Raw genomic sequence first — 18,510 nt, forward strand, 5'->3', positions numbered from 1 at the left:
AAAGAAGGGCACGTGCTGATCGAAGTGGACAAACAGTACTAATGTTTCACGTGAAACATTCCGATTCGGGCTCGCTTACCGCATGCGGCCCATGCGCAGACGCAGCACGCCCTTGGGACATACGTCGGCACAGGCGGCGCACTGGATGCATTCGGCGTCGGCGACGGCACCGCCGGCCAGGAGGTCTTGCACCGGCAGGCTCATCGGACACGCGCGGTCGCACTTCCCGCAGCCGATGCAGCCATTCGGATCGGCCTCGATGCGCAGTTGCGGAACCCGCAGCGCCGAACCCAGTTTCTCGCCCAATACCATGAACGGCGCCATCCAGCAGATGCAGTGGCACATGGCGCGACACCCCAAGAACAGATTGGGAACGAAGAACAGCGCCACGATGCCGAAATAGATAGGCAATCCCAAAGGGCTGTTCATAGACACGCCGCCCGGTATGCCGTACAACGGGTCGACCGTCGTGAAACCACCGGCGATCCATGCGCACGCTACGATGGAGCACACCCACGGCACCCAGATCACATACTTGACGCGCGCCCTCCACCCCAGTTTCGCGGGCTTGCCTACGGCGGTCGCCTCAAGCTCCTGCAGGCCGCCCGCCGGGCACAACCACCCGCACCACGCGCGACGCAGCACGATAGCCAACAAGAACTGCAGGCAGAACACGAGCATGCTGGCAGCCACCGCCCCTTCCAAGGCGCCCTCGATGATCAGCGCCGGTGAGAAGTAGAAGATGATGACCGGGAACAGCAGGAACGACACGAGCAGCGCCAACTGCCGCGCGTTCTGCCGCTTCCTTCCCCGCTCGCGCTGCGCGCGTACCTCGTCGGCCGATCGCACCGCCGACCCGCGCACCTTGTCGGCCGACCGCGCGCCAACACGTCCTCGCCCGCCTCGCGCCGGATCATTCGGTTCCTCCACTCGCGTCACGCCCGAAACGACATCATGCAACATGTGTTCTGAAACACCCGATGCTTCACGTGAAACATCGCTCGCACAATTTCTCTCCGACTCCTCCATGGTTTCCCTCATCTCACCAACGTCAGCAGACCCGTGAAGGCCTCGTTCAAGCGTTCGCCCAGTTCCTCGTCGGAAAATTGCGCGCCAGCAACCAGCATGGCCGCCATACCGTGGGTGTACACGATCATGTGCAGGTACAGCGCGCGCGCCGCCGCGGGCGACAGATGCCCCAGCTCCTCGATGCATTGCTGCACGCCGTCGACGGCCACGCTCTCGTACACTTCCGCGAAGCTCGTCGCCTCCATGTGCGGAGATAGGTACAGGAATTGGAACAAATGACGCTCCGTGCGCGCAAGGCGCAGATGCGACAACCCGTTCGCCTCGAACGCATTGCGGCCGTCGTCCACATGCTCGCGGTTGTACGCCGCGACCCACGCGCGCGCATGGTCGTACAGTGCGCGCACGAGTCCTCGCATGTCGCCGAACAAGCTGTAGATCGGCTGCACCGAGCAGCCCGCCCGCTCGGCCACCGTCCGTGCGCTCAGCGCCGTTTCTCCCCTCTCTCGCAGCAAGCCCAGTGCAGCATCGAGCACCGTCTCGCGCCCCACTTTCTGCTCCGGCATCCTCACCCTCCCGTATATTACAACCGTTATATAACGTTTGTAATATACGGTATGTCAACAGCACCGTCAAGAGATGCGACGAATCCCGGCAACACCTTCCTTTCATCTTCGTGACGGCGCATCGTCGGGCAAAGCACGGCTCGCCATCGAAACCCCCCTGCGAAATTCCACACGCACGAGGGGTCCTACAATCGGCGCTGAAATCGTTCGCATACGAAAGGAGTTCCATCCATGAAGAACGTTGAGGAGCGACGCAACCGCACTATCGCTCGCGAGGCAAACCACCATGCAACCATGCGCGCGCCGCATATCGACAAGACGGCCATCAGTCCGTACGACGACTACTGCGACGGATACGGCATGCCCGGCGCCTACGGCAACGGCTACGTGTCCGTGCTGAAGGTTTCGGCAGGCACGGTGGAGAAGACCAACGACGAGCTGGTCGACCGCATCGTCACGTACGACAAGGCCGAGGCCGCCGATGCGTACGTCGGCCAGATCAACATGCTGACCGCCTCGTCGTTCTGCGGCATGGCCGGACAGGTGTGGGGCTACGACCTCGCCCGCCACGACTCGGTCGACAACGGCAAGAGCAAGCCGCTGTTCACCGAGAAGCAGTGGAACGGCCGCGAGCTGGAAGTGTACGACGCCGCCCCGCTGCTGAGCGCAGGCGTGGAGCTGTTCGGCACCGAGCAGAACCGCCGCTACCATCCCATTCCGGGCGCGCACACCATCTGCGCGAACAAGGGCGTCGTCGCCTACCGCCCGAAGACCGACCGCCCGCTCAAGGAGGGCAAAGGCTACGGCGTGTGGTCCTTCATCGCCATCTCCCTTTCCGCCGATCGCGACTTCGCGGCCGACCTGTTCATCGAGGATGCCGGCGTGTGGACCGAGAACGACAACGAAGAGGACATGATCGCGTTCCTCGAGCAGCATCGCAAAGCTATCGTCTGGTCCGTCGTCGAGTGCGGCCGCGACCAGAACGTGCTGTTCGACCGCACCTACGTGGGCTTCGCTCACCGCATGATGAAGCCGGGCGAGATCGGCAACGCCATCACGGTGGGTCCCTACGTCACGCTGGCCCGCAACGCCGTGCCCGCTACCGGATTCGCCTCGCTCAACAACCTGCACCTGTCCGACTGGCTCAAGCAAATGGACTTCGAGCCGCTCACGGACATCGCGTAACCGACGGTATCCCCCTGATCGAGCCGTCCAGGCAACCCCCGGGCGGCTCGATCACGTTTAGACAAGGACTGGAAACATGGCAGACAAAACCGCTTCCGGTTCCGGCGGATCATCGGCCCAGGACAGCTCGAAAAAAGTTGGCCTGATCGGCCTGGTAGGCATCGTCATCAGCGCCATGATCGGCGGAGGCATCTACAACCTCCCCCAGAACATGGCCGCAGACGCCTCCGCAGGAGCCATCATCATCGCCTGGGTCGTCACCGGCATCGGCATCTGGTTCATCGCGAACACGTTCCGCATCCTGTCGGCCGCGCGACCCGAGCTCACGAACGGCCTGTACACGTACGCCGAGAAAGGCTTCGGCAAGCTGATCGGCTTCTTCGTGGCGTACGGCTACTGGATTTGCAACTGCTTCGCGCTTGTTGCCTACTCAGTGCTCGTCATGGCCACGCTGAACTACTTCGTGCCCGACTTCACGGGCGGCAATAACATTCCGTCCATCATCGGCGGCTCCATCATCACGTGGATCATGTACCTGCTGGCCCTGCGCGGCGCGAAGTCCACCAGCTTCCTGAACATCATCGGCACCATCGGCAAGCTGCTGCCCGTGTTCATCTTCATCCTGGCCGTGGCCACCGTGTTCAAGTTCTCGGTGTTCATGAAAGGCTTCTGGGGCATGAAAGACGGCGTGGCATTGACCTTGGACTTCAGCAACGTCATGCCTCAGGTTTCGTCCACGATGCTGGTCACGCTGTGGCTGTTCCTGGGCATCGAGGGCGCCGTGGTCGTGTCGGGCAAGGCGAAATCGCAGGCCGCAGTGCGCAAAGCAACCACCATCGGCTTCCTCGTCACGCTGGCGCTCTACATCGTCGTGTCGCTTCTGCCCCTCGGCGTGTACTCGCAAGCGGAAGTCGGCAGCATGGCCGACCCGTCGATGGCGGCCATCATGCTGAAGTCGTTCGGAAAATGGGGCGAGATCATGGTGAACGCCGGCGTGATCGTCTCGGTGCTGAGCTCCTGGCTCGTCTGGATGCTCATGCTGGGCGAGATGCCGCTGGCCGCCTCCAAAAGCGGCATCTTCCCCAAAATGTTCGTGAAGGAGAACAAGAACGGCTCGCCGTCCACATCCCTTCTGTGGACCACTATCGTCGTGCAGGTGGTGCTCATCATCTCGTTCTTCATAGGCAACAACGCCTGGACCACGATGATCAGCATCACCAGCGTCATGGCGCTTCCGTGCTACTTCTTCTGCACGCTGTTCCTGTTCAAGATCGCCGTCAAGAAGGAGTACCCGTCCGGCATCTTCGCCAGCCGCGGCATGGCCGTGTTCACGGGCGCGGCCGGTTCGCTGTACGGACTGTGGCTGATCTACGCGGCCGGCCTGAACTACCTCATGGTGGCCTGCATCGTGTACGCCATCGGCCTGCCGCTGTACATCGTGGGCGTGCGCCAGCACGACCGACAGGCGAAGCTGTTCGAGAAGCGGTCGGACAAGGTCATCCTGGCCGTGGTGCTGGCGCTCGGCATCGCCGGCCTTATCTACTCGGTCATCACGTTCGGGAACATCCATATCTAGAGCGCGCACGATTGCGATCACCGCGAAGCCCGAGGCCGCTTACGGCCCCGGGCTTTTTTTGGTCGTCTTGCACATCAGACCCGATTCGTCGAAAACGCTGCGGCTTTACCTTCCCTTTACACGGGCTTTACCGAATCTTAAGCGGTCTGAATATCCTCCATCGATCGGTGTACGACTCGAGGATTCCCCTGCGAATACGCCATGCTGTTCACATTGGAAACCGAAAGGGAGTCATCCGTGAAGGGCTTTACCGAACTCATCGTCAACTCCGTCCGCGGGTTCTGCATGGCCCTGGCCGACAGCGTGCCCGGGGTGTCGGGCGGCACCGTCGCCTTCCTGCTGGGCTTTTACGACCGGTTCATCGGCTCGCTGGACGACCTGTTCCACGGCGCGAGGGCTGCGCGCTTCGCAGCCGTGCGCTTCCTGCTGAAGCTGGGCGCAGGTTGGGCGATCGGGTTCGGGCTGTCGGCGCTCGTGCTGACCAGTTTCTTCGATACGCACATCTACGAGGTCAGCTCGCTGTTCATGGGATTCATCGTGTTCGCCATCCCCATCGTCGTGCGCGAGGAGCTGGACGCATTGCGTAAACGGCTGCCGTACCTCGCGTTCGCCGTCGTGGGCGTCGCATTCGTCGTGGCAGTGACGCTGCTGAGCCCCGTGAGCGGAGAGGGCATCGACGTTGCGGCGAAGAGCCTCGACCTCGGCCTGGTGGCGTACGTGTTCCTGGCGGCGATGGCGGCCATCTCCGCAATGGTGCTGCCGGGCATATCGGGCTCCACGCTGCTGCTGATCTTCGGGCTGTACGTGCCCATCATGGGTGCGGTGCGCGCGACGATGGGGCTCGATCTGTCCTACCTGCCTATTCTGATGGTGTTCGCGGCGGGCATCGCATGCGGCATGCTTCTGTTCGTCCGACTCATCAGAATGTGCCTCGAGCGCTTCCGCTCGCAGACCATCTACGCCATCATCGGCATGATGCTGGGGTCGCTGTTCTCCATCACGCAAGGGCCGCTCACGCTGAGCGAGCCGCAGCCGGCCATGAGCCTCGACACGTTCAGCATCGTGTTCTTCCTCATCGGCGGCGCCGTGGTCGGCGGGCTCCAGCTGCTCAGGTCGCGCTTGGAGGAACCCGCCGAGGGCTAACGCGCTACGACGCCCGCATCGGACAGCCGCAACGCGGCATGGAAGCCGATGCCGGGAAGGCTCGCCGGCTTCGCCATGCTAGCTCGCCGCTTGGACAGCTTCGCGCAAACGCGCGAGATCATCGTCATCGGGATGGCTCGCCGCTTCGTCGAAGTTCTCGATGAGCTGATGCATGCGCGCAGCCTGCTCGGGCTTAGCCTCGGCGGTTTGCGCGTAGCGGGCGCGAACGCTGGCGGGCATGCGGCCCTGGCACATGAACGTGCCCACGATCCGCGCCGATTCGGGCAGATGCACCGCCACGCGCGCCATGACGCCCGCGAAGTACGTCTCGTCGGCTCCGAACCCGGCCGTCCCGAACAGGAACACGTCCTTGTCCGCGAGCGAGGCCAGAACCTCGGCCAACTCGTCGCCGCAATCGCCACGGTTCGTCCAGAACCCTGCGTACACGCGGTCGGCCTGCGCGACGGCGGCGCGATCCACCTCGTCCACCCGACCGAACGCAAGGCGCCCTTCGCTCGGCAGCGCGGCGGCCACCGCCCGCGCCAATGCCTCAGTGTTCCCGGTGCGGCTGTCGTACACGATCGCGTAGCTCATAAGCGTTCCTTCCCTACATGCCTCGGCGCGGGCGCCGCATTCGAATCAGCTTGTTATACGCCCGTCCGACCCCGCTGTAAACCCCGTTATACTGAAACGAGAGAATCCAACGGGCGCAAGCGCCCTGCAAGCGAGGAGGCTTCTATGCGAGCGGTGGTTCAGCGCGTGTCGAACGCGCGGGTAGATATCGACGGCGCGACGGCGGGCAGCATCGGGCGCGGGCTGCTCATCCTGCTAGGCGTGGGTCACGACGACAGCGAGGAGCAGGCCGAACGCCTCTGGAGCAAGATCGCGCGCCTGCGCATCTTCGAGGACGCCGAGGGCAAGACGAACCTGTCGCTAGCCGACGTGGGCGGCGAAGTGCTGGTCGTGTCGCAGTTCACCCTGTTCGCGAACTGCAGACGAGGCAACCGCCCCTCGTTCACCGAGGCGGGCGCGCCCGACGAGGCGAACCGGCTGTACGAATGGTTCGTCGAACGCGCGCGCCGCGACGTGCCTCGCGTGGAAACGGGGCGCTTCGGCGCTTACATGGACGTGAGCCTGACCAACGACGGTCCGTTCACGCTGTGGCTCGACACCGACGCGCTCTAGCGCGACGATGCGACGATGCTCCGGCGCGCTGTCGCGCTAGAGCAGCGCCCGCTCCCACTCGACCTCTTTGAAGCCGACCAGCACGAAGTCGTCGCCCACCACCAGCGGGCGCTTCACCATCATGCCGTTCTCGGCCAACAGCGCGTAGGCGTCCGCGTCGCTCATGCCGGCATCCAGCAGGGCCTTTACGTTGCGCTCGCGGTACAGCATGCCGCCGGTGTTGAAGAAACGGCGCAGCGGCAGTCCGCTTTTCGCATGCCAAGCGGCCAGCTCGTCGGACGTCGGGTTGTCCTCCACGATGTGGCGGTCAGCGTACGCCACGCCGTGCGCGTCGAGCCACGCCTTAGCCTTCTTGCAAGTGGAGCACTTCGGATATTCGATGAACAGCACGTCCGCCATGGGTTTCTCCTTCGCGTTGCAGCCTTCGTATCCCGCTCATCATACCAGAGCGGCCTCAAGCAGCCGCAAAGCGAAGCGAACGGGCGCCGCATGCCTCGGCGGCGGAATGTCTCAAGTGAAACATTCGCTCGCTTCGATCCTGCCGGAAACGGCGAAGGACGTCCGAGGCGAAGCAGACGCGCACGTCGATCAAACGTACAAATGTTTCACGTGAAACATCGTAACCGCCTTCGGTTGCAAAAGGGTCATCGTTCGCGCAGGCTCGGCTTGGTATACTGAAGGCATACAGACGGAAAGGCGGCTCATGATCTTCTACTTCACCGGCACCGGCAATTCGCTCGCGGCGGCGCAGACCATCGCGCGCGCAACGGACGACCTGCTCGTCGACATCGGCGCGGCCTACAAGTACAAGGACTTCGACTTCACGCTCGCGCAAGGCGAGCAGCTGGGCTTCGTCTTCCCCGTCTACAACTACACCACGCCGCCCATCATCGATGCGTTCCTCAAGCGAGCCCGCTTCCGCACGGGCAACAAGGAAACCTTCACGCCCGACTATTGCTTCGCCGTGATCAGCTGCGGCGCGTTCGTGGGCAGCACGGCGCGCGTCTTCGGCAAGCGCCTGTTGGACGCGCAGGGCATCAACCTCGACGCCTCGTTCAGCGTGAAATCGGTGGGCAACTGCACATACCTGTACGCGCCCGCCCAAGGCGAGAAGCGCAAGCGCCTGCTTGCCGGCGCGGAACTTGCCGCGCGCGAGACGGCAAATCGCATCGCAGCCCGCGAGCACGTGCGCGCCGAGCACCGCAATCCCCTAGGCATCGTGCTGTCCAAGTTCACCGAAAAGGACGAGAAGCCGCGATCCACCTCGGAGTTCTTCGCGCTGCCCACCTGCATCAGCTGCGGCCAGTGCGCCGACCTCTGCCCCACCAACACCATCACGATCATCGAAGGCGCGCCCCGCTGGGCCGAGCTGGGCTGCACGCAGTGCCTCGCCTGCCTGCACCGCTGCCCCGTGAACGCCATCCAGTACGGTGCGAAGACCGAGCGTCGCGGCCGCTACGTCAACCCCGTCCTCGCGAAAGCTCCCAAGCGCGCATAACGCTCCTCCCTAGCCTCGTTCAAGCAATTCCTTGAACGACCGCTCTCCCCAGCCGTCGGGCGCCTCAAGCGTCGTCGAACGGATAAGCTCCCGCAGTTCCGCCTTTCGCTCAGGCGTCAATGCACGATGCCCGCTCCTTAGGTCTTCAAGCGAGGGGAAAGCTTTCGGAAGCTCTTCGTTGTCGATGACGGCAACCATGACACGCTCCTTTCGCTTCATCGAGCATAGATGCGCAATACCGTATTACGTCAATGACGGCAGTTGATCGCATGCGCTGTCTTGACGCTTCCGTATCTATTGTTTATAGTGTGCATATCGGGTATATACACTCTACACGTTACGGAGTGGACGATGCCCGGCCGGAGGGGACGAGGAACGTGCTTGGCCTCTCCCGGCGCGAAGCGGGACGCCGCGACGCGCCACCCGAGCGCAGGGGGACGCCCCGGCGCTCGCGCACGAAACCACGAAAGGGAGCCTGAGTTGGACATCATCATCTCGAATGCGAGCGACAAGCCCATCTACGACCAGATCGTCTCGCAGATGAAGGCCCTCATCCTGACGGGTGAGCTGGGCGAAGGGCAGCAGCTGCCCTCCATCCGAGCACTGGCCGGCGACCTGCGCATCAGCGTCATCACGACCAAGCGCGCGTACGCCGAGCTGGAGCTCCAAGGCTTCATCGAGACGGTGCCCGGCAAGGGCAGCTTCGTGGCCGGCGGCAACCTCGAGCTTCTTCGCGAGGAGCGCCTTCGGCACATCGAGGAGCTGCTCGTCCAGGCCGTCGACGAAGCGCGCGGCGCGAACGTCGGCATCCCGGAGCTCCATGACATGCTCGACCTCATCGCAGAAAGTGACGACTGATGAACGACCTCCTCCGCATACGCAGCTTGTCGAAGCACTATGACGGCTTCGACCTCCGAAACGTCGACCTCACCGTGCCCGCCGGAAGCGTCGTCGGCTTCATCGGCTCGAACGGCGCCGGCAAGACGACCACCATCAAGGCCATCCTCGGCCTCATATACCCCGATGCCGGCTCCATCGAGCTGCTCGGCCAAAACGTCGGCGAACATGCCGGCAGCAAGGCGATCAAGGACGCCAAGCAACGCACGGGCGTGGTGTTCGACACCTGCTCGTTCCCCGAGGAGATGACCGTCGCCTCGGTGGGCAAGCTCATGTCGTACAGCTACGACTCCTGGAGCCCTGCCGACTTCGAGCAGCGCCTGGCACAGTTCCAGCTGCCTAAGAGCAAGACGGTGAAGGACCTCTCCCGCGGCATGAGCATGAAGCTGTCGCTGGCTTGCGCGCTGGCACACGACCCCGACCTGCTGATCCTCGACGAGGCCACCGCCGGGCTCGACCCGCTCGCCCGCGAGGAAGCGCTCGACATCCTGCGCGGCTACATGCGCGATGAGCGCCACGGCATCCTCATGTCCAGCCACATCACGAGCGACCTCGAGAAGATCGCCGATTACATTGTGTGCATCGACGCCGGTCGCATCGTGTTCGCCGTCGAGAAGGACACGATCACCGATCTGGCCGGCATCGCGCACTGCCGCGCGACCGACTACGAGCGCATCGCCGAGAGCGGCTTCTTCGCCCCCGGCGAGCTGCGCAGCATGCGCCACCCCTACGGCATCGACGTACTGGCTCCCGACCGTTTCGCGTTCGCCGAGAACTTCAAGAACATCGCCGTCGACAAGGCCGATATCGATGTCTACATGGGCATGATGCTGAAAGGAGAGGTCCGATGAAAGCCATGATCATGTCCGATCTTCTGATCGCGAAGAAATACCTGCTGCAACAGCTGGGCGTCTCCATCGCCGTGGGCATCTTCATAACCGTCATGATAGGCAACCTCTACGTCGCCGCTCCCATGGTGGGCGTGATGATCCCCTTCTCGCTGACCATCACCATCCTCGCACTTGACGAACGCGCCAACTGGCAGCAGTTCCGTCTGGCTTTGCCCATGTCGCGATCGAACGTGATCGCAGGCCGCTACGTCAGCTTCGCGCTGTTGGCGCTGCTGGGCATCGCGGCAGGCCTGCTGGTGACGCTCGTGATGGTCGCCGTCGCGCAGATCGCCCCCGGCGTTCCCCAGCTAGCCGACCTCATGGGGAACTTCTCGTGGCAGACCATGCTCTTCGCGTCCGTCGCCGGATTGGCCATCATCTTGGTCATGCTGTCCGTCACGATGCCCTTGTTCTCGCGGTTCGGCATGACGAAGGGCGTCCGCTACCTGCCGCTGCTCATCATAATCGGCGTGTTCTTCGCGTTCCAGCTCGACGGCAACGGGCCGCCGCCCGAGTTCGTCGCGAACGTGCTGAACCTGTTGGAGTCGCCCGCGGGCACCATCGCCATCGCTGCCGGAGTTCTTGCGATCACGGCCGCCGTCTACGCGATCTCAGCCGTAATCTCCACCAAGCTGTACCAGAAGCGCGAGCTCTAGCGGACGGAAAAGGAGCGCCCCATGAAGACCATGATGCTTGCCGATTTCCTCGCTTTGGCGAAATCGCTGCCGAAGAACGTGGCGCTGTGGGCGCTCCTTGCAACGGGCATATGCCTGGCAGCGGGGAACGCGACTCCCATCATCCTGCTCACCGGCTTCCCCATGTCCCACATGGTGCTCATGCCCATGCTGCTGCGCGACCAGCGGCGCGATTGGGTCGCCTTTCGCCAGGCTTTGCCGCTTTCGCGAGCAAACGTAGTGGCGGGACGCTACGCAAGCATCGCCGTCGTCGTCGCCGGATGCGTCGCTCTCGGCGTCGCAGCGTATACGACCGCTTGCATCGTCAACGCCGTTGTGCCGGGGCTTCCCCTTGTCCGCCATTTCGCCGTAGGCTTCGACGCTGCGGGCGTCGTATCGTTCGCGGCCGGCACGTTCGCCCTCACCATCGCCATGTTCAGCGTGCTGCTGCCGTTCATGTTCGCCGACAGCCACCGCAAGCTCGCCAGCTACATCCCCTTCGCCTTCATGCTCGCCCTCATGGGCTGGATCTACATATTCCGCTCCATGAACTTCGACGCGTTTCTTCCCCTCGTGGGCCGGATCGTCGTCGCCGCGCAGTCGCTGGGCGGCGCGCTCGTCGTGGGAGGATGCGTCACGGCGGCGGCGCTCGCCTTGTACGTCGTATCGGAGCGCGCGGCGGTTCGCGGGTACGCGACGCGCGACCTCTAGCCCATCTGAACCAGATCGGCCAGCGTCACGTTGTCCACGTAATCCTCGATGGCCTGGTCGAGCCCACGCCAGAAATTGATGGCCACGCACTGATCGCGGCGCGGACACGCCTCCGCGCCGTCTTCGAGGCATGACACCGGCGCGCAGCTGCCCTCGGTGGCGCGCAAGACGTCTCCCGCAGTGATCTGATCAGCCGGACGCGCCAACAGATACCCGCCGCTCACGCCGCGCACGCTTTTGAGAACGCCCGCCTTCACCAGCGCCCCGCCCAGCTGTTCGAGGTATTTGACGGACAGATCCTCCCGCTCGGCCGCTTGCCGCATGGTGACCAGCGCGCCGGCTTCCCCTTGTCGTGCGATGTCGATCATGAGCCGCAACGCATAGCGTCCCCGTGTCGATATCATCATGTTCGTCGCACCGTCCTTCGATGGTGTTACCGGCCTTGCCGCACGCGACGGCCGCACCCTTCTCGTTCGTGTCGTTTTCAAAAGTATAGCCCATCGTTTACCTGATAGAACACGCCTTTCTTGCAGGAATGTAAGGATGGGGCAAGCGGTCGGTAAGGCGGCGTTAAGAACCGCTTGGTATAACGTAGTGGGGAGTTTTCCTCTACAGAAAGGTGGAAACCATGAAAGGAACGGCGCATCGTGCATCGACGGCGCATCCAGCCATCACGTTCATCGGGCGCCTCGCCCTGGCGGCGCTCATCCTCGTCGTGCTCGTGGAAGTGTACTTTCTTGCACGCGGGTTCAACCTGTACCGCGAAGCGATCGAGGAAGCCGGCCTCGACGAGATGGCCGCATCCATCCAGAGCAGCGAGTCGTTCACGCCCATCGACGAGCTGCCGGACCTGTACCTGCAGGCCGTCGTGGCCGTGGAGGATCATCGGTTCTACGCCCATCCCGGCTTCGATGCCATCGCCACGGCGCGCGCCCTCGTGAACGACCTCAAAGCGGGCGCCATCGTGGAAGGCGGCAGCACCATCACCCAGCAGCTGGCGAAGAACCAGTACTTCACCCAAGAGCAGACCGTCGAGCGCAAGATAGCCGAAGTGTTCATGGCGCTGACGATGGAGCAGCACTTCTCGAAGCGCACTATCCTGGAGCTATACGTGAACTCCATCTACTTCGGCGACGGCTACGAGGGCATCGGCAGTGCGAGCTGGGGTTATTTCGGCAAAGCCCCCAGCGCGCTCGATGCCGACGAATGCACGCTGCTGGCCGGCATCCCGAACGCGCCGAGCGTGTACGCGCTGTCTCAGAACCCTGGCCTCGCGCGCGAGCGCCAGCAGGAAGTGTTGCGGAAGCTCGTATCCTACGACTACCTCGGGCAGGACGCAGCACAGCACATTCTGGGAAACCTGCGCGCGCTGGCCGCATGACGCGCCGTCCCATCGATCCGCTCGCGCCGAACACCGCGTCAGAGCGGTGCACGCCTTGCATGCAGGTTCTGTAGTCGTCGTAGCGCCGACGGGTTCGCGCGCACGGACGACGGGGGCTTTGGTAGGATAAGCCGCATGAAACGATTCAAAACCACCGTTGCAGCCGCCCTGACCGCCGTCGCCCTGCTGGGATCGCTCGGCTTCACGGCGGCATGCGGCCCCGAAGATGCAGCGGAGCCCGCGGCGCAGGCATACGTGAGCCCCTACGATTGGAGCGGACTCGAACGTTCGGGCGACCGCCTGGCTTTCCGCGAGAACGGCGAGGTGCGCTCCCAGTTAGGCGTGGACGTGTCCGACCATCAAGGCGCCATCGACTGGAGCGCTGTGGCGAGCGACGGCGTGGACTTCGCCTTCGTGCGCGTGGGCAACCGCGGCTACACCGAGGGCGCGCTGTACGCCGATACCCGATACGCCGAGAATATCGACAATGCGACGAGCGCGGGCCTCGATGTGGGCGCGTACTTCTTCTCGCAAGCCGTCAGCGTCGAAGAGGCGCGCGAAGAAGCCGAGTTCGTGCTGCGGCTGCTGGCCGGCCGTTACCTGGCGCTGCCCGTGGCGTACGACCACGAGCCCGTCGCCGACGGCGCGGGTCGTGCGAACAACATGGACCGCGAAACGCTCACCGCGTGCGCGCGGGCGTTCTGCGAACGCCTCGAGCAGGGCGGCTACGAGACGATGATCTACGGCAACAGCGGCGATATGGCGCGCTACGACCGCGCCGATCTGGGCGGACGTCCCGTCTGGTTCGCCGAGTACGACGCTGCCGAGCCGCACGCGCAGTTCGACTTCGCCATCTGGCAGTACACCAACGGCGGTTCCGTGGCCGGCATCGGCACCGCCGTCGACCTCAACCTTCTGCTGCCGCCCGCGAAGTAAAACCCGCCCTTGGCACGTTCATCGGTTCGTGATACACTGGCCGTCACTTTTCGCTCGAAATCATGAGGAGCATGCTCGATGGCTGGTCGCCTTTTCCGCTAAATCGCTCAGTCGATTTGCGATTCATCCCCGCGCCGCGCGTTCGCGCAACGCATAGTTGCCGCTTCGGCGGCCTTCTTCCATCTAGAATTGGTAGCGCAACCGCGTTCGCTACCTCACACTGACGTTCATCCGACCATCTCGTTCTATAGGAGCTATCCATGACTGCATCGACCGCGCCCCTGAGCGCAGCCGGTCGCGAGCTGCCGAAGCGCTGGCTTGCGATCATCGCCACCATCTGGGGCGGACAAGCCGCTTCCATGATCACCAGCTACGCCGCGGGATACGCCGTGGTGTGGTACATCACCGAGACTACGGGCAGCGCCATCATGCTGGCCGCGGCCGCCATCTGCGCGTATCTGCCGCAAGGACTGCTGTCGCCCTTCGGCGGCGTCATCGCCGACAAGCACAACCGCAAGACGGTCATGATCGTGGCCGACCTCTCGGTGGGCATCGTGTCGCTGGGGCTGGGCATCGTCATCCTGTTCGGGCAGGTATCGTTTCCGCTGCTCATGATCCTCGTCATCGTGCGCAGCATCGGACAGGCCTTCCACGGCCCCGCCATGATGGCCGCCATGCCGCTGCTCGTGCCCGAGAAGCACCTGCTGCGCATCAACACGCTCGACCAGCTGCTCATGTCCGTCGCGTCCATCGGCGCCCCCGCGTTCGGCATCTTCCTGTACACCACCATCGGGTTCCACTCCGTGATGTTCCTCGACTTCGCCGGAGCACTCGTGGCCGTGGCGGGGCTTGCGCTGGCGAAGATCCCCACCGTCGCCGATGAGACCGCCGAGAACCAGCACGTGCTGGCGAACCTTCGCGACGGCTGGAAAGCGCTGTCGGCAACCCGCGGGCTCGTCATCCTCATCGCCGGCATCACCATCGGCATGATGGCGTTCGCCCCGCTGGGCGCCATCTTCCCGCTTATGACGTACGACCACTTCGGCGGTGACGGCTACATGGCGTCCGTCGTGGAAGCCGCGTTCGGCGTAGGGATGATCGCGGGGTCCATCGTGCTCATGGCCTGGGGCGGCGGCAAGCGCCTGGCCGGACTCATCGCGGTGGCCTCCCTCATCGTGGGTGTCACCACCACGGCGTGCGGATTCCTCGCCCCCACCATGTTCTGGGCGTTCGTAGCGTTGTGCGCCGTCATGGCACTGGCATGCTCCTGGTTCAACGGACCGCTGATCACGCTCATCCAGCGCAACGTGCCCGAGGAGAAGACGGGCCGCGCGCTGGGCCTGGCCATGGCCGCCATGGGACTGGCCTCCCCCGTGGGCATCGCCATCGGCGGCGTGGCCGCCGAAGCTATGGGCGTAGCAGCGTTTTTCGTGGCGGACGGCCTCGTATGCATTGCGCTGGGACTGACCGTGTACCTGTTCAAGAGCGTGCGCGCCCTCGATCATGACGAGCCGCACGTCCTGCGCGACAGCGCGGCCGAGGCGAACGCGGAGATCGGAGCAGTCTCGGAAGAGGGCTAGCGGCTCTCTTTTGCTCGAGACATCGAAACGGGGGCTGTCCGACACTGTCGAGCAGCCCCCGTTTTCGCCGAGTTAGGGAGGGTTGGCGTTTGGTGCAGCTTTACGGCTTCATGCCGGAGCCGCCCTGCACCATGATGGTGTCGCCCGTTACGAACGAGGCATCGGGACTGGCCAGGAACACGCACACGCGTCCTACGTCCTTCTCCGCGTCGCCGAAGCGTCCGAGCGGGATCGCCTTCACGTTCTTCTCGTACATCTCGGGCTCGCGCTCGCGCCATTCCTCGAGCGCCTTCGTCATGACGATAGGGCATACGATGTTCACGTTGATGTTGTCGGGGCCCCACTCCGATGCGGCCACGCGGCTCATGCCTCGGATGCCCTCTTTCGCCGCAGCGTAGGAGCTCTGTCCTGGATTGCCGCCGATGCCCGCGCCGGAAGCGAAGTTGATGACGGATCCCGCCGTCTCCTTCAGGTAAGGGTAGGCATGCTTCATGTAGAAGAACGTCGCGTACAGGCCGGATCGAACCGCCAGGTCGAAGTCCTCCTCCGAATGCTGGACCAGCGTCAATCCCGACGCCGACGCCTGCGCGTTGTTGATCAGGACGTCGATGCGCCCGCCGAAGTGCTCGGCGCCCGCTTCGACCGCCGCACGCACCTCCTCTTCCACCGATCCGTTCGCGAGAATCGTGAACACTTCGGAGCCGAAATCGCGCTCAAGCTCCTCCTTTGCCGCTTCCAGACCGCCGGGGAACAGGTCGGTGAGGATGAACTTCGCACCCTCGGTGGCGAATGCGCGCTCGATACCCCGAGCGATACCGCCGCCACCGCCGGTGATCAGCACCACCTTGTCCTTCAAGCCCATGTCCATGCTTTCTCCTTCGATTCGCCTGCACAGCCTGCCCCGTATGGTACCGTGGCGCGCATGCGGGCATGCTATCGCGCCCTGAGAACTCAAAGACGTGTTCGGCCAGCGGCTTTTCCACCCGAAGCGATCGCGTCGAGCGGCGCGCTTCACGCGACGAGCGGCCTCTCGGGCAACCTCACGACCTTCGGGCGCTGCCGTATGCGGCGTTCTTTCGATTGCCGTACGCGCTGCCTTTGCGGGCGTTCTTCTTGAGATCCTTCAACACGTCGTCCTCGCTGCCGCCCTCCACCTGGACGCGCAGCTTGACCACCTGGTCGCGCAGGCGGGCGGCTTCCTCGAAGTCCATGCTTTGGGATGCCGAGGCCATGTCGTCCTCCATCGACTGGATGATGCGCAGCACCTCTTCGCGCGACAGCTCGGCAAGCTCCTTGTTCACCTGCTCGGCCGTGGTGCCGCCCATCTCGTCGGTGACGTAGCTCATGATGTCGTTGATGGCCTTGCGGATGGTCTGCGGCTCGATGCCGTGCTCCTCGTTATACTTCATCTGGATGGCGCGGCGGCGCTTCGTCTCGTCGATGGCCAGCGCCATGGAATCCGTCATCTTGTCGGCATACATGATCACTTGACCCGAAACGTTTCGCGCCGCACGCCCGATGGTCTGGATGAGCGAGCGGTGGTTGCGCAGGAAACCTTCCTTGTCGGCATCCAAGATGGCGACGAGCGATACCTCCGGCAGGTCCAGGCCCTCGCGCAAAAGGTTGATGCCCACCAGCACGTCGAACTCGCCGCGGCGCAAATCGCGCAGGATCTCGACGCGCTCGAGCGTGGCGATGTCGGAGTGCATGTAGCGAGCCTTCACTCCCTGGTCCAGCAGGTGATCCGTCAAGTCCTCGGCCATCTTCTTCGTCAGCGTGGTGATGAGCACGCGCTCATCGCGCGCAGCTCGCTCCTTCGACTCGTCGATGATGTCGTCGATCTGCGATGCCGAGCCGCGCACGATGATCTCGGGATCCAGCAGGCCGGTGGGGCGGATGATCTGCTCCACCTGCTGCTGCGACACCTTCTGCTCGTAGTCGCCCGGCGTGGCCGACACGTACACGAACTGCGGGATGCGATCCTCGAACTCGTCGAAGCGCAGCGGACGGTTGTCCAGGCAGCTGGGCAGACGGAAGCCGTGCTCGGCCAATGTGATCTTGCGCGAGCGGTCGCCCTCGTGCATGCCGCGGATCTGCGGAACCGTCACGTGGCTCTCGTCGATGATGCAGAAGAAGTCTTTCGGGAAATAGTCGATCAGCGTGTAGGGCGGCTCTCCCGGCTCGCGTCCGTCCATGTGGCGCGAGTAATTCTCGATGCCCGAGCAGAAGTTCATCGTCTCCAGCATCTCGAGGTCGTAGTTCACGCGCATCTCGAGGCGCTGCGCCTCCAGCAGCTTGCCTTCCTCCTTGAACTGCTGCAAGCGCTCGCGCAGTTCGTCGCGGATGGTGCCCAGCGCGCGATCCATCTTCGGACGCGCGGTCACGTAGTGGGAGGCCGGCCAGATAGGCAGAGCCTCGAACTCGCTCAGCACTTCGCCCGTCACGTTGTCGATCTCGGTGATGGACTCGATCTCGTCGCCCCAGAACTCGATGCGGATCGGATGGTCGGCGTAAGGCGGGAACACATCGAGCGCATCGCCGCGCACGCGGAACGTGCCGCGCTTCTGCTCGTAGTCGTTGCGGTCGTACTGGATATCGATGAGCTCATGGATGACCTGGTCGCGATCCATGTCCTTCTGCTTGTCCACGAACACGGCCATGCCGGCGTAGTCCATCGGGCTGCCAATGCCGTAGATGCACGACACCGACGCCACCACGATGCAATCGCGCCGCGACAGCAAAGCCGACGTGGCCGCATGACGCAGTTTCTCCACCTCTTCGTTGATGGACGCGTCCTTCTCGATGAACGTGTCCGACGAGGGCACGTACGCCTCGGGCTGGTAGTAATCGTAGTACGACACGAAGTACACCACGGCGTTGTCAGGAAAGAACTCCTTCAGCTCGCTGGCCAGCTGCGCCGCCAGCGTCTTGTTCGGAGCCATGACCAGCGTGGGCTTCTGCACGGCCTCGATGACCTTCGCCATGGTGAACGTCTTGCCGGAACCGGTGACGCCCAGCAGGTTCTGATAGCGCAAGCCCTCCTTGACGCCGGTCGCCAGCTTCTCGATGGCCTGCGGCTGATCGCCCGCCGGCTCGTACGGAGACACCACTTTGAACGGCGTGGAGGCAAGACGAACCTCGGGCAGCTTGCCCTCCATCTCGATGCCTTCGATATTGGAAAGATGAGCCATGCTGCTCCTTCCGAACAACAGCGGAGCACCGACGCGTCGGAGCCGCGCAACGTAAAACTTCGCAGGAAATC

20 protein-coding genes are annotated in these 18,510 nt (G+C 63.6%); 12 read left to right on the forward strand and 8 right to left on the reverse strand.

Annotation, left to right across the window (positions count from 1 at the left end; genetic code table 11):
* Positions 1-75 precede the first annotated feature (75 nt).
* Positions 76-849 (reverse strand): 4Fe-4S dicluster domain-containing protein, encoded by a 774-nt coding sequence (locus HMPREF1023_RS11965; RefSeq protein WP_232228721.1) that lies wholly within the window; start codon positions 847-849, stop codon positions 76-78.
* A gap of 188 nt (positions 850-1,037) precedes the next feature.
* Positions 1,038-1,592 (reverse strand): TetR/AcrR family transcriptional regulator, encoded by a 555-nt coding sequence (locus HMPREF1023_RS11970; protein ID WP_015761222.1) that lies wholly within the window; start codon positions 1,590-1,592, stop codon positions 1,038-1,040.
* A 231-nt stretch (positions 1,593-1,823) separates the two neighbouring features.
* Here HMPREF1023_RS11970 and hdcA point away from each other — a divergent pair, with 231 nt between their 5' ends.
* From hdcA to HMPREF1023_RS11985, 3 genes are all read left to right on the forward strand, one after another.
* A complete protein-coding gene (gene hdcA, locus HMPREF1023_RS11975; RefSeq protein ID WP_009306627.1) occupies positions 1,824-2,777 on the forward strand; it encodes a histidine decarboxylase, pyruvoyl type in 954 nt (317 codons plus the stop codon).
* Positions 2,778-2,853: 76 nt separating this feature from the next.
* Entirely contained in the window at positions 2,854-4,353 is a 1,500-nt protein-coding gene (locus HMPREF1023_RS11980) for a basic amino acid/polyamine antiporter (RefSeq protein ID WP_009306628.1), read from the forward strand.
* Positions 4,354-4,590: 237 nt separating this feature from the next.
* Positions 4,591-5,496 (forward strand): DUF368 domain-containing protein, encoded by a 906-nt coding sequence (locus HMPREF1023_RS11985; RefSeq protein ID WP_009306629.1) that lies wholly within the window; start codon positions 4,591-4,593, stop codon positions 5,494-5,496.
* A 78-nt stretch (positions 5,497-5,574) separates the two neighbouring features.
* Here the strand turns inward: HMPREF1023_RS11985 and bilS are convergent, their stop codons facing one another.
* Positions 5,575-6,090, reverse strand: a complete 516-nt coding sequence (gene bilS, locus HMPREF1023_RS11990) for a flavodoxin family protein BilS (protein ID WP_009306630.1) — start codon at positions 6,088-6,090, stop codon at positions 5,575-5,577.
* 144 nt (positions 6,091-6,234) lie between these two features.
* Here bilS and dtd point away from each other — a divergent pair, with 144 nt between their 5' ends.
* Positions 6,235-6,681: a D-aminoacyl-tRNA deacylase gene (gene dtd / locus HMPREF1023_RS11995; protein ID WP_009306631.1), complete on the forward strand. Its 447-nt coding sequence runs from the start codon at positions 6,235-6,237 to the stop codon at positions 6,679-6,681.
* A 36-nt stretch (positions 6,682-6,717) separates the two neighbouring features.
* Here the strand turns inward: dtd and HMPREF1023_RS12000 are convergent, their stop codons facing one another.
* Positions 6,718-7,080 carry an arsenate reductase family protein gene (locus tag HMPREF1023_RS12000; protein ID WP_009306632.1) on the reverse strand — a complete coding sequence of 121 codons (363 nt, stop codon included), beginning with the start codon at positions 7,078-7,080 and terminating at the stop codon, positions 6,718-6,720.
* A gap of 304 nt (positions 7,081-7,384) precedes the next feature.
* Between HMPREF1023_RS12000 and HMPREF1023_RS12010 the strand changes: the two genes are divergently transcribed.
* Positions 7,385-8,179 (forward strand): EFR1 family ferrodoxin, encoded by a 795-nt coding sequence (locus tag HMPREF1023_RS12010; RefSeq protein WP_009306633.1) that lies wholly within the window; start codon positions 7,385-7,387, stop codon positions 8,177-8,179.
* A 9-nt stretch (positions 8,180-8,188) separates the two neighbouring features.
* On the opposite strand, the gene HMPREF1023_RS12015 is transcribed toward HMPREF1023_RS12010, so the two are convergent.
* The gene (locus HMPREF1023_RS12015) at positions 8,189-8,377 is read right to left on the reverse strand and encodes a hypothetical protein (RefSeq protein WP_009609382.1); all 189 of its coding nucleotides are present in this window, start codon (positions 8,375-8,377) and stop codon (positions 8,189-8,191) included.
* A gap of 282 nt (positions 8,378-8,659) precedes the next feature.
* Between HMPREF1023_RS12015 and HMPREF1023_RS12020 the strand changes: the two genes are divergently transcribed.
* The 4 genes from HMPREF1023_RS12020 to HMPREF1023_RS12035 are packed head-to-tail and all read left to right on the forward strand — an operon-like array spanning position 8,660 to position 11,351.
* A complete protein-coding gene (locus HMPREF1023_RS12020; protein WP_009306635.1) occupies positions 8,660-9,037 on the forward strand; it encodes a GntR family transcriptional regulator in 378 nt (125 codons plus the stop codon).
* Entirely contained in the window at positions 9,037-9,927 is an 891-nt protein-coding gene (locus tag HMPREF1023_RS12025) for an ABC transporter ATP-binding protein (protein ID WP_009306636.1), read from the forward strand. Before HMPREF1023_RS12020 ends, HMPREF1023_RS12025 begins: the two co-directional genes overlap by 1 nt.
* A complete protein-coding gene (locus HMPREF1023_RS12030; RefSeq protein ID WP_009306637.1) occupies positions 9,924-10,622 on the forward strand; it encodes an ABC-2 transporter permease in 699 nt (232 codons plus the stop codon). The genes HMPREF1023_RS12025 and HMPREF1023_RS12030 overlap by 4 nt, the downstream gene beginning before the upstream one ends.
* Positions 10,623-10,643: 21 nt before the next feature.
* Positions 10,644-11,351: an ABC-2 transporter permease gene (locus HMPREF1023_RS12035; RefSeq protein WP_009306638.1), complete on the forward strand. Its 708-nt coding sequence runs from the start codon at positions 10,644-10,646 to the stop codon at positions 11,349-11,351.
* On the opposite strand, the gene HMPREF1023_RS12040 is transcribed toward HMPREF1023_RS12035, so the two are convergent.
* Positions 11,348-11,758, reverse strand: coding sequence for an Rrf2 family transcriptional regulator (locus HMPREF1023_RS12040; protein ID WP_009306639.1), 411 nt, complete (start codon positions 11,756-11,758; stop codon positions 11,348-11,350). The two genes, HMPREF1023_RS12035 and HMPREF1023_RS12040, sit on opposite strands and share 4 nt — an antisense overlap.
* A 221-nt stretch (positions 11,759-11,979) precedes the next feature.
* On the opposite strand from HMPREF1023_RS12040, the gene HMPREF1023_RS12045 reads away from it, so the two are divergent.
* From HMPREF1023_RS12045 to HMPREF1023_RS12055, 3 genes are all read left to right on the forward strand, one after another.
* A complete protein-coding gene (locus HMPREF1023_RS12045) occupies positions 11,980-12,732 on the forward strand; it encodes a biosynthetic peptidoglycan transglycosylase (RefSeq protein WP_009306640.1) in 753 nt (250 codons plus the stop codon).
* A gap of 135 nt (positions 12,733-12,867) precedes the next feature.
* Positions 12,868-13,668 (forward strand): glycoside hydrolase family 25 protein, encoded by an 801-nt coding sequence (locus HMPREF1023_RS12050; protein WP_009306641.1) that lies wholly within the window; start codon positions 12,868-12,870, stop codon positions 13,666-13,668.
* 260 nt (positions 13,669-13,928) lie between these two features.
* Positions 13,929-15,248, forward strand: coding sequence for an MFS transporter (locus tag HMPREF1023_RS12055; RefSeq protein ID WP_009306642.1), 1,320 nt, complete (start codon positions 13,929-13,931; stop codon positions 15,246-15,248).
* A 100-nt stretch (positions 15,249-15,348) separates the two neighbouring features.
* Here the strand turns inward: HMPREF1023_RS12055 and HMPREF1023_RS12060 are convergent, their stop codons facing one another.
* Both HMPREF1023_RS12060 and uvrB read right to left on the reverse strand, forming a co-directional pair.
* Positions 15,349-16,116, reverse strand: coding sequence for an SDR family NAD(P)-dependent oxidoreductase (locus tag HMPREF1023_RS12060; protein ID WP_009306643.1), 768 nt, complete (start codon positions 16,114-16,116; stop codon positions 15,349-15,351).
* 172 nt (positions 16,117-16,288) lie between these two features.
* Entirely contained in the window at positions 16,289-18,439 is a 2,151-nt protein-coding gene (gene uvrB, locus HMPREF1023_RS12065; protein WP_009306644.1) for an excinuclease ABC subunit UvrB, read from the reverse strand.
* Positions 18,440-18,510: the final 71 nt, after the last annotated feature.

Source organism: Eggerthella sp. 1_3_56FAA, assembly GCF_000185625.1.
Taxonomy (GTDB): Bacteria; Actinomycetota; Coriobacteriia; order Coriobacteriales; family Eggerthellaceae; genus Eggerthella; species Eggerthella lenta.